The sequence below is a fragment of the Agrobacterium sp. 22-209-1 genome, from assembly GCF_053522485.1.
The window spans coordinates 12149-23112 of the sequence record NZ_JBNWCH010000016.1 but is presented as its reverse complement, the minus strand read 5'-3'; the positions used below and the strand labels follow the sequence as shown (position 1 = coordinate 23112).

The following is a 10964-nucleotide window of genomic DNA, read 5'->3' as shown; positions in this document are numbered from 1 at the left end:
ATGCTGCTCACACCGCGTCAGGAGGAAATCGTTGCGCTGGCGAAGGCCAATGGGCGGGTGCTGGTCGATGAGCTGGCGGCGCGGTTTTCGGTGACACCCCAGACGATCCGCAAGGACTTGAACGATCTATGCGATACGCGGGTTCTGACCCGCATCCATGGCGGCGCGCTTTTTCCAAGCGGCAACGAAAACGTCAAATACGAGGCGCGTCGGGCGATAGCCTCTTCCGAAAAGCAGGCGATCGGTGCCGCCGCTGCCGCCCTCATCCCCAACAACTCGTCACTTTTCATCAATATCGGCACGACGACCGAAGCCGTGGGCGAAGCGCTGGCGGATCATCACGAGTTGATGGTCATTACCAACAACATCAATGTTGCCAACAGGTTGAGGGTCTTCCCCGGTATCGAGGTGGTGATTGCCGGCGGTGTCGTGCGCGGTTCCGATGGCGGTATCGTCGGCGAGGCGGCGGTGGATTTCATTCGCCAGTTCAAGGTGGATTTCGCCGTCATCGGCGTTTCGGCCATAGATGAGGACGGCGCCTTGCTGGATTTCGACTTTCGTGAGGTGAAGGTCGCGCAGGCAATCATCTCCAATGCGCGCCATGTCATTCTCGTGTCGGATTCGCTCAAATTCGAGCGCACGGCTCCGGTTCGTATCGGCCATCTTTCCCAGGTGCATACTTTCATCACCGATCATTGTCCGGTGGATTCGATCCGGTCCATCTGTGCCGATCATGACGTCCGGTTGATCGAAACCGAGATGCGCGAGTCCTGATCGGGACGATCTATCAATTTCGTTTGACATTCGTTTTGTCTTCGAATTAGATGTTCGTGCTTTCAATATGTCGATGGGGAGAGCGTCGATGAAAGCGCGGGAGGATTCATGTCTGACGAGGCAATTCACGATATTTTCGTGATCGGCGGCGGTATCAATGGCTGCGGCATCGCGCGTGATGCCGTCGGCAGAGGTTATTCCGTCGCACTTGCGGAAATGAACGATTTTGCCTCCGGCACGTCTTCCGCCGCTACCAAGCTCATACATGGCGGTTTGCGTTATCTCGAACATTACGAGTTTCGTCTCGTGCGCGAAGCGCTGATGGAACGTGAGGTGCTGTGGGCTATGGCGCCGCACATCATCTGGCCCATGCGCTTCGTACTGCCGTTCCAGAAGGGCGGGGTGCGCCCGGCCTGGCTCGTGCGTCTCGGGCTATTTCTGTACGACCATCTCGGCGGCCGCAAGCTTCTGCCTGCGACCCGCTCGCTCGATCTGCGCCGCGATCCCGCCGGTAAACCTTTGAAACCGATTTTTGCCCGCGCCTTCGAATATTCGGATGGCTGGGTGGACGATGCCCGCCTTGTGGTGCTGAATGCCCGCGACGCTGCCAATCGCGGCGCGCTCATCCTCAACCGCACGCAGGTGGTTTCAGCCCGGCGCGAAGGCGCCTTCTGGCGAGTCGAAACGAAAAATGCGGCCGGAGAGGCCAAGACCTACCGGGCGCGCATGCTGGTGAATGCCGCGGGTCCCTGGGTGGACAAGGTGTTGTCCTCGGCATTCGGCAAAAACAATGTCCATAATGTCCGCCTGGTGCAGGGCAGCCACATCATCGTGCGCAAGAAATTTTCCGATCCGCGTGCGTATTTTTTCCAGAATCCGGATGGCCGCATCATCTTCGCCATTCCCTATGAGCAGGATTTCACCCTGATCGGGACGACGGATCGCGACTATACCGCCGATCCCCGGGCTGTTAAGATCAGCGATGAGGAAACCAGCTATCTCTGCAATGCCGCGAGTGAATATTTCGCTGAACCGGTAAAGCCCGCGGATATCGTCTGGACCTATTCCGGCGTGCGGCCGCTTTTCGATGACGGCGCATCGAAGGCACAGGAAGCGACCCGCGATTATGTGCTGAAAACCGAAGGGGCGGAGGGCGAAGCGCCGCTCCTTAATATATTCGGCGGCAAGCTTACCACCTATAGGCGGCTTGCCGAACATGCTCTTGAAAAAATTGGCGATGCGCTGGGTGAAAAGGGTGCGCCATGGACGGCGGGTTCGCATCTGCCGGGCGGAAACTTCGGTGCCGAAGCCTATGCAGAAGAGGTCAAGGCCTTACGGTCGCGCTATCCCTTCCTCGATGAGCGTCATGCCGGGCGGCTCGTTCGTTGTTATGGAACGGATGCGATGGCGATAATCGGCTCCGCTACGGATACGACGGCGTTGGGACGGCATTTCGGCGGTACGCTCTACGAAGCTGAGGTTCGCTGGCTGATGGCGCGGGAATGGGCGCTGACGGCCGAGGATATTCTGTGGCGCCGCACCAAGCAGGGCCTCTTTTTTAACCCGGAAGAGGTGCGTGCGCTGGAGGATTATGTCGAAGACATTGCAGGTGGGCGCTTAAGGGCAATCTGACGATCCGGATAAAAGCGGAGGAGGCTTTGGATCACCATGCTTGAATTGCGAAACGTCTCGAAGATGGTTGGCGGTGAATATCATATTCACCCGACCGATCTGACGTTGCAGCGCGGAAGCCTGAACGTCCTGCTTGGACCGACACTTTCGGGCAAGACGACGCTGATGCGGCTGATGGCCGGGCTGGACAAGCCGAGCGCCGGCTCGATCTTTTTCAATGGCGAAGACGTAACGGGTTTTCCGGTGCAGAAGCGCAACGTCGCCATGGTCTATCAGCAGTTCATCAACTATCCGGCGCTCAGCGTTTATGAAAACATCGCCTCGCCCATGCGCGTTGCCGGCAAGGACCAGGCGACCATCGACAGGGAAGTGAGGAAAGCCGCCGAGCTTTTGAAGCTGACGCCCTATCTAGACCGTACGCCGCTCAATCTTTCCGGCGGCCAGCAGCAGCGCACAGCACTCGCCCGCGCCATCGTCAAAAACGCCAATCTGGTGCTGCTTGATGAGCCGCTGGCCAATCTCGATTACAAGCTGCGCGAAGAGCTGCGCGAGGAGCTGCCGCGCATCTTCGCCGAATCCGGCGCCATTTTCGTTTATGCCACCACCGAACCTTCCGAGGCGCTGCTTTTGGGCGGCAATACCGCAACGCTCAACGAGGGCAGGGTAACGCAGTTCAGCCACACCATCGAGGTTTACCGGCGCCCGGTGGATATCGTCACCGCCGAAATTTTTGCGGACCCGCCGCTCAATACCATCGAGGTCGTCAAGGCGGGCGGCGCATTCACCCGTGCCGACCAGGCGGTAATTGCGGTGCCCGCGCATCTTGCCGCCGTGCCGGATGGACCTTTGACCATCGCTTTCCAGCCGCATCATCTTTTCCCGCAAGCGAAGGGCGAGGCCCGCCAGTCGATCCGGGCGCGGACGCTGATTTCGGAAATCGCCGGATCGGAAAGCTTCGTGCATGTAGAATTTTCGGGCCGGCGCTGGGTCATGCTGGCGCATGGCATTCACGACATCGAGCCGGACAGGGACATAGAACTGTTTCTCGATACAAAACACCTGATGGCCTTTGACGCGAATGGCCGCGCCATCGGCAAAGCGGCTTGAGGGAGATCGATCATGGCACGCATCACGCTCGATCACATCCGCCACGCTTATAACGCAAAGGCGCAGGCTGCCGGCGACTATGCGCTGAAGGAAGTCCACCACGAATGGGAAGACGGCGGGGCCTACGCGCTGCTGGGGCCTTCCGGCTGCGGCAAGACCACGCTGCTCAACATCATTTCCGGGCTGCTGCGCCCCTCCGAAGGCCGCATCGCTTTTGACGGAACCGACGTGACGGATTTCGCCACGGAAGACCGCAATATTGCGCAGGTGTTCCAGTTCCCGGTCGTTTACGACACGATGACGGTCTACGACAATCTGGCCTTTCCGCTGCGCAACCGGCATGTGCCGGAAGCCGAAGTCGACCGCCGGGTGCGGGAAATCCTGGAAATGACCGATCTTTCCGGCATGGCCAAACGCCATGCGCGTGGTCTGACGGCGGATCAGAAACAGAAGATTTCGCTGGCGCGCGGGCTGGTGCGGTCCGATGTCAACGCGATCCTCTTCGATGAGCCGTTGACGGTCATCGATCCGCACATGAAATGGGTGTTGCGCTCGCAGCTGAAGCGGTTGCACCGGCAATCCGGTTTCACCATGGTCTATGTGACCCACGACCAGACCGAAGCGCTGACCTTCGCCGACAAGGTTGTGGTCATGTATGACGGGCAGATCGTCCAGATCGGCACGCCGGCTGAGCTCTTCGAGCGGCCGGGCCATACATTCGTCGGTTATTTCATCGGCTCGCCCGGCATGAACGTGCTGCCCGCCAGTATCGCCGGCGCGACCGCAATGGTCGGCGGCCTCGACGTACCGCTCGCCGGTGCGCCAAAGGTTGACGGAGCGCAACGCATCGAGATCGGCATCCGTCCAGAATTTGTCCGGCTGGAACGGGGCGGCATGCCCATCATTGTCGACAAGGTCGAGGATATCGGCCGGCAGAAGATCGTGCGCGCCCGGTTTGCCGGACAAAAGCTTGCGATTGTCGTTGCCGAAGACGAGGAAATCCCGGCTGAAGCGGGCGTTCGCTTCGATCCGGCCGCCATTGGCGTCTTCGCCGATTCCTGGCGTGTAAAGATGGGGGCCTGACCATGGAAAAGAGCTGGAACAACAAGGCATGGTTCATGGTGCTGCCGGTGCTGGTGCTGGTCGCCTTTTCCGCCGTCATTCCGCTGATGACCGTCGTCAATTATTCGGTGCAGGATACGTTCGGCAATAACCAGTTCTTCTGGGCGGGAACGCAATGGTTCGAGGACATTCTCCGTTCCGCCCGTTTCTGGGATGCGCTGGGCCGCAACCTTTTGTTTTCCGGCATTATTCTGGCGATTGAAATTCCGCTCGGCATCTTCATCGCGCTCAAGATGCCGAAGTCCGGCATCGGCGTGCCCGTCTGCCTTGTCACAATGGCGCTGCCGCTGCTGGTGCCGTGGAATGTCGTCGGCACGATCTGGCAGGTTTTCGGCCGCAGCGATATCGGTCTGCTCGGCTATTACGCCAATCAACTCGGGCTCGATTACAACTATGTCAACGATCCGGTCGATGCGTGGATCACCGTGGTCATCATGGATGTCTGGCACTGGACGAGCCTTGTCGTGCTTCTGTGTTACGCCAGTCTCGTCTCCATTCCGGACGCCTATTATCAGGCGGCAAGGATCGATGGCGCGTCGCGTTTTGCGGTGTTCCGGTACATCCAGCTGCCGAAGATGAAGCGGGTACTGCTGATCGCCTTCCTGCTTCGCTTCATGGACAGTTTCATGATCTATACCGAGCCTTTCGTCGTCACCGGCGGCGGCCCGGGCAATTCCACGACCTTCCTGTCGATAGATCTCGTTAAGGTTGCGCTCGGCCAGTTTGACCTCGGGCCGGCGGCAGCCATGTCGCTGATCTACTTCCTCATCATCCTGCTGCTGTCTTGGGTGTTCTACACCGTCATGACCAGCCACGACGCGGAGACTTGAGACATGAGCGCCTCGAATGTCACCACAAGCGTGGAGCGCAACGGCATCGGCAGTTCGCCGGTGAGAGCGAATGCGACGGGGCGATCCGGACTTGCCGTCAATGCGCGGCGTCGCCGCCATGGGCCGTCGCGTTTTTCCTGGCTGGTCCCGACGATCTATATCCTGCTGCTGCTTGTTCCGATCTACTGGCTCGTCAATATGAGCTTCAAGACGAACACGGAAATCGTCTCGTCCATGACGCTTTATCCGCATGAGCCGACGTTGCAGAACTACCGGACGATCTTTACCGATTCGTCCTGGTATTCGGGCTATATCAATTCAATCATCTATGTCGTGATGAACATGGTGATTTCGGTCGCGGCTGCGCTGCCGGCGGCCTACGCCTTCTCGCGTTATCGTTTTCTGGGCGACAAGCACCTGTTCTTCTGGCTTTTGACCAACCGCATGGCGCCGCCCGCCGTCTTCGCGCTGCCCTTCTTCCAGCTGTATTCGGCTTTCGGGCTGATCGATACGCATATAGCCGTGGCGCTGGCGCATTGCCTGTTCAACGTGCCGCTGGCGGTGTGGATTCTCGAAGGCTTCATGTCCGGCGTGCCGAAGGAAATCGACGAGACCGCCTATATTGACGGCTACTCCTTCCCGAAATTCTTCGTGAAGATTTTCATGCCGCTCATCGCTTCCGGCATTGGTGTCGCCTGCTTCTTCAGCTTCATGTTCTCGTGGGTCGAGCTTCTGATCGCTCGCACGCTGACGACGACGGACGCAAAACCGATCGCTGCGACCATGACGCGCACCGTTTCGGCCGCCGGTATGGACTGGGGCTTGCTTGCCGCCGCCGGCGTGCTGACGCTGATCCCCGGCGCGCTGGTGATCTGGTTCGTGCGCAATTATATCGCCAAGGGCTTTGCGCTCGGGAGGGTTTGACCATGATGAAGATGCCCGATTTTAGCTGGATGGCGTGGACTTGGCAGACGGGTGCGTTTTTCGGCGCTATCGCCGTGCTGCTCGTCGGCATGTGGGTGTGGGAGCAACTCTCGCCCGGCGGCAATCCTCGCTTCGGCCTGTTGCGCTTCGAGACCACGCGGGGCGACAGGTTGTTCATCTCGCTGCTCGGCAGCGCCTTCATTCATCTCGCATGGCTCGGGCTGGTCGGCCCGAACCTGTGGTGGGCTCTCGCTCTATCCTTGGTCTACGCCATCGGCGTTTTCCGTTTTGTCTAGAGCAGGAAATGGTGCGGCGGAGGAAAACCGCACCCGTAGACTTCATGCAATCGCAAACCCTTGGGAGGACTGATATGCGACGGCATTTGATGACGACGACGGCGGCCATGCTGCTGGCAATGACGGGTTCCGCTTTCGCCGGAATGGAGGAAGCAAAGCAGTTTCTGGACAAGGAAATCGGCGACATGTCGTCCCTTTCCCGTGCGGATCAGGAAAAGGAGCTGCAATGGTTTGTCGATGCCGCGAAACCTTTTGCGGGCATGGAAATCAAGGTCGTTTCGGAATCTCTGACGACCCATGAATACGAATCCAAGGTTCTGGCCCCGGCCTTCACCGCCATTACCGGCATCAAGGTCACGCACGACCTGATCCAGGAGGGTGACGTTGTCGAAAAAATCCAGACCCAGATGCAGACCGGCCAAAACCTTTATGACGGCTGGGTCAACGATAGCGACCTCATCGGCACCCATTGGCGCTACCAGCAGGTGCGCAACCTGACCGACTTCATGGCCAATGAAGGCAAGGACGTCACCAATCCCGGTCTCGACCTTAAGGACTTCATCGGCAGCGCCTTTACGACGGCGCCGGACAAGAAGCTCTACCAGCTTCCGGATCAGCAGTTCGCGAACCTCTACTGGTTCCGTTACGACTGGTTCAACGATGAAAAGAACAAGGCCGATTTCAAGGCTAAATACGGGTATGACCTCGGCGTGCCGGTCAACTGGTCGGCCTATGAGGATATTGCCGAATTCTTCACCGGCCGAGATGTCGACGGCAAGAAGGTCTTCGGCCATATGGACTATGGCAAGAAGGACCCGTCGCTCGGCTGGCGCTTCACAGATGCCTGGCTTTCCATGGCCGGCAACGGCGACAAGGGCCTGCCGAATGGTCTGCCCGTCGATGAATGGGGCATCAAGGTCAACGACAAGTCGCAGCCGGTCGGCTCCTGCGTGGCGCGCGGCGGCGATACCAACGGTCCGGCTTCGGTCTACTCCATCGAGAAATATCTTGAATGGCTGAAGAAATATGCGCCGCCGGAGGCGCAGGGCATGACCTTCTCCGAATCCGGTCCGGTGCCGGCGCAGGGCAATATCGCCCAGCAGATCTTCTGGTATACGGCGTTTACCGCCGATATGGCCAAACCCGGCCTGCCGGTCGTGAACGAGGACGGTTCGCCGAAATGGCGTGTCGCACCTTCGCCACATGGCGTCTACTGGAAGGACGGCATGAAACTCGGTTATCAGGATGTGGGTTCGTGGACGCTGATGAAATCCACCCCCGACGACCGCGCCAAGGCCGCCTGGCTCTACGCGCAGTTCGTGACCTCCAAGACCGTGGATGTGAAGAAGAGCCATGTGGGCCTGACCTTCATTCGCGACACCACCATCCACCACAAGAGCTTCACGGACCGGGCCTCCAAGCTCGGCGGTCTCATCGAGTTCTATCGTTCGCCGGCCCGCGTGCAATGGTCGCCGACCGGCACCAACGTTCCGGATTATCCGAAGCTGGCGCAATTGTGGTGGCAGGCGATCGGGGATGCTTCGTCGGGTGCGAAAACCGCGCAGGCCGCGATGGACTCTCTCTGCGCCGAGCAGGAAAAGGTCATGAGCCGTCTGGAACGCGCTGGCGTGCAGGGCGATATCGGCCCGAAGCTGGCGGAAGAGCACGATATCGAATACTGGAACAAGGATGCCGTTTCGAAGGGCAATCTGGCGCCGCAGCTGAAGATAGCCGACGAAAAGGAAAAGCCGGTCACCGTCAACTACGACGAACTGGTCAAAAGCTGGCAGAAGTGATTTCTGCGTAAAATCTGAAACCGGGGCGGCTTGCCGCCCCGGTCATTGCGTCTGAAAGGGAGTGGCATGATGGGCGGTTATATTCTGGCGATCGATCAGGGAACGACATCGACACGGTCGATGGTCTTTGATCGCGACATGCGGGTCATCGGTGTCGGGCAGCGAGAATTTCCGCAACATTTCCCGGCCTCGGGCTGGGTTGAACACGATGCCGAGGATATCTGGAGAAGCGTGCTCGAAACCATTCGGCTGGCGCTTGCCGATGCCGGCATCGCCGCCTCCGATATCGAGGCGATCGGCATTACCAACCAGCGCGAAACGACGGTACTGTGGGACAGGAACACGGGCGAGGCCGTGCATCGGGCCGTGGTCTGGCAGGATCGGCGCGCCGCGCCCATCTGCGAGGATCTAAAACGCCGGGGACTTGAGCCGCTGTTTTCGAAAAAGACCGGTCTGTTGCTCGATCCCTATTTTTCCGGCACGAAGCTGAAATGGCTTCTGGACAGCGTCAGCGGTCTTCGCGAAAAAGCCGTGAAGGGAGAAATCTGCTTCGGCACTGTCGACAGTTTCCTGATTTATCGCCTGACTGGCGGCCGCCGCCATGTCACCGACGCCACAAATGCCTCGCGGACGCTGATCTACAATATCGAAGAAAATACATGGGACGATGAGCTTCTGTCGATCCTCGACATTCCCAGCGCCATGCTGCCGGAAGTGCTGGATTGCGCCGCCGATTTCGGCGTGACCGACAAGTCGCTGCTGGGAGCGGAAATTCCGATCCTGGGTGTGGCCGGCGACCAGCAGGCAGCCGTCATCGGCAATGCCTGCTTCGAGCCGGGCATGATGAAATCCACCTACGGCACGGGCTGCTTTGCGCTCCTTAATACCGGCACGGATCGCGTCGCCTCGACCAACCGGCTGCTGACGACCATTGCTTACCGTCTCGACGGTGTCACCACCTATGCGCTGGAAGGCTCCATTTTCATTGCCGGTGCCGCCGTGCAATGGCTGCGCGATGAGCTTGGTTTCATCTCGGTCGCTTCCGAGGTTAGCGCACTTGCGGAAAAGGCCGACGCCCATCAGCGTGTCTATCTGGTTCCGGCCTTCACCGGTCTTGGCGCGCCCTATTGGGACGCGGAGGCCCGTGGCGCGATTTTCGGGCTGACGCGTGGCACCGGTCCAGCGGAATTCGCCCGCGCGGCGCTGGAAAGCGTCGCCTATCAGACCTTCGACCTGCTGGACGCCATGCGCAAGGACTGGGCGGGTGACAACGGCAAGACAGTGCTCCGGGTCGATGGCGGCATGGTCGCTTCCGATTGGACCATGCAGCGGCTGGCGGATATTCTTGCGGCACCGGTCGATCGGCCGGTTTTTCTGGAAACGACCATTCTTGGAGCGGCCTGGCTTGCCGCCTCACGCGCCGGCATCTGGCCGGACCGCAAGGCCTTTGCCGAGCATTGGCGGCGTGATCGCCGTTTCAGCCCCGCAATGGAAGAGGCCGAAAGGAAAGACGCCATTGCCGGCTGGCGCGATAGCGTCGGCCGCTGCCTGTCGCGACGGGAGAATTGAACAGGCTACACGAAACTGCCGGGTGCGATGCTCTTGCTGGAAACGAGATCGGAAAGTGCGCGCACCAGCTTCGCATCCGCGCCCTTGCTTGGTTGAAGCACGAATTCCACGTCCTCCAGCGGCGGTAGCACGCCTGAGGTAATTTCCTTCAGGCCTGCCGGTGCCATGCTGCGCGGCTGCACCAGAATGCCCATGCCCGCCCTTGCTGCCGCGGTCAGCCCGCTGAGACTGCCGCAGGTGCAGACGATCCGCCAGGCGAGGCCGGCCCGGTCGAGCGCCTCCTGCGCCGCCTTTCGGGTGATGCTCGGCGGCGGAAAGGCAATCAGCGGCAGCGCATCCGGCTGGTTCAGCATCCGCTCCGGGTCGCGCGCCAGCCACACGAGCGGTTCGCGGTAGAGAAAGTGCCCGAGCTTGTCGCCAAGACGGCGTTTGGCGAGCACCACATCCAGTTCACCATTGTCCTGCATCTGGTAAAGCACGCCGCTCAGCGAAACCGTCAGTTCCAGATCTACGAGGGGATAAAGGCGGATGAACTCTTCCAGAATGGCGGTCAGCCGGCTGGCGACGAAATCTTCTGAAACGCCAAGCCTCAACCGTCCGCGTAGACGGTTCTCGCTGAACAGTGACGACACCTTGCTGTCGATTTCCAGCATATTGCGAGCATAACCCAGCAGCGCCTCACCTTCACCCGTCAGTTTTACCTGATGGGTGCTGCGCGCGATCAGCCGGCGGCCAAGTGCGGTCTCAAGCCTTTGAATATGCTGGCTGACAGTGGACTGGCCAATCCCCAGCCGTTCGGCCGCCAGCGTGAAGCTGCCGGTCTGGTGAAGCATCACGAAGCTCGCAAGATGTTGAAGGTTCAGCATTATCCTGAATCGCGATAACTGTTAATCTTTGCATCGGAATTCATGATG

General features: G+C 59.6%; 10 protein-coding genes. 9 read left to right on the top strand and 1 reads right to left on the bottom strand.

Features of this window, described 5'->3' with window-relative positions; translation table 11 throughout:
* From ACQZ48_RS22550 to glpK, 9 genes are all read left to right on the top strand, one after another.
* Entirely contained in the window at positions 1–774 is a 774-nt protein-coding gene (locus tag ACQZ48_RS22550) for a DeoR/GlpR family DNA-binding transcription regulator (protein ID WP_142913548.1), read from the top strand.
* Positions 775–882: 108 nt separating this feature from the next.
* Positions 883–2406: a glycerol-3-phosphate dehydrogenase gene (locus tag ACQZ48_RS22545; protein ID WP_448729495.1), complete on the top strand. Its 1524-nt coding sequence runs from the start codon at positions 883–885 to the stop codon at positions 2404–2406.
* Between the two features lie 36 nt (positions 2407–2442).
* Positions 2443–3513: an ABC transporter ATP-binding protein gene (locus ACQZ48_RS22540; protein WP_077983249.1), complete on the top strand. Its 1071-nt coding sequence runs from the start codon at positions 2443–2445 to the stop codon at positions 3511–3513.
* Positions 3514–3525: 12 nt separating this feature from the next.
* On the top strand, positions 3526–4596 hold the full coding sequence (locus ACQZ48_RS22535) for an ABC transporter ATP-binding protein (RefSeq protein ID WP_448729494.1): 1071 nt from the start codon (positions 3526–3528) through the stop codon (positions 4594–4596).
* Between the two features lie 2 nt (positions 4597–4598).
* Positions 4599–5465, top strand: a complete 867-nt coding sequence (locus ACQZ48_RS22530; protein ID WP_077983251.1) for a carbohydrate ABC transporter permease — start codon at positions 4599–4601, stop codon at positions 5463–5465.
* 3 nt (positions 5466–5468) lie between these two features.
* Positions 5469–6389, top strand: coding sequence for a carbohydrate ABC transporter permease (locus ACQZ48_RS22525; protein ID WP_077983252.1), 921 nt, complete (start codon positions 5469–5471; stop codon positions 6387–6389).
* A 2-nt stretch (positions 6390–6391) separates the two neighbouring features.
* Positions 6392–6685 carry a DUF2160 domain-containing protein gene (locus ACQZ48_RS22520; protein ID WP_173991278.1) on the top strand — a complete coding sequence of 98 codons (294 nt, stop codon included), beginning with the start codon at positions 6392–6394 and terminating at the stop codon, positions 6683–6685.
* 74 nt (positions 6686–6759) lie between these two features.
* A complete protein-coding gene (locus tag ACQZ48_RS22515) occupies positions 6760–8481 on the top strand; it encodes an ABC transporter substrate-binding protein (protein ID WP_077983254.1) in 1722 nt (573 codons plus the stop codon).
* A 69-nt stretch (positions 8482–8550) separates the two neighbouring features.
* Entirely contained in the window at positions 8551–10050 is a 1500-nt protein-coding gene (glpK, locus tag ACQZ48_RS22510; protein WP_077983263.1) for a glycerol kinase GlpK, read from the top strand.
* A gap of 5 nt (positions 10051–10055) precedes the next feature.
* On the opposite strand, the gene ACQZ48_RS22505 is transcribed toward glpK, so the two are convergent.
* The gene (locus tag ACQZ48_RS22505; protein WP_077983255.1) at positions 10056–10916 is read right to left on the bottom strand and encodes a LysR family transcriptional regulator; all 861 of its coding nucleotides are present in this window, start codon (positions 10914–10916) and stop codon (positions 10056–10058) included.
* Positions 10917–10964: the final 48 nt, after the last annotated feature.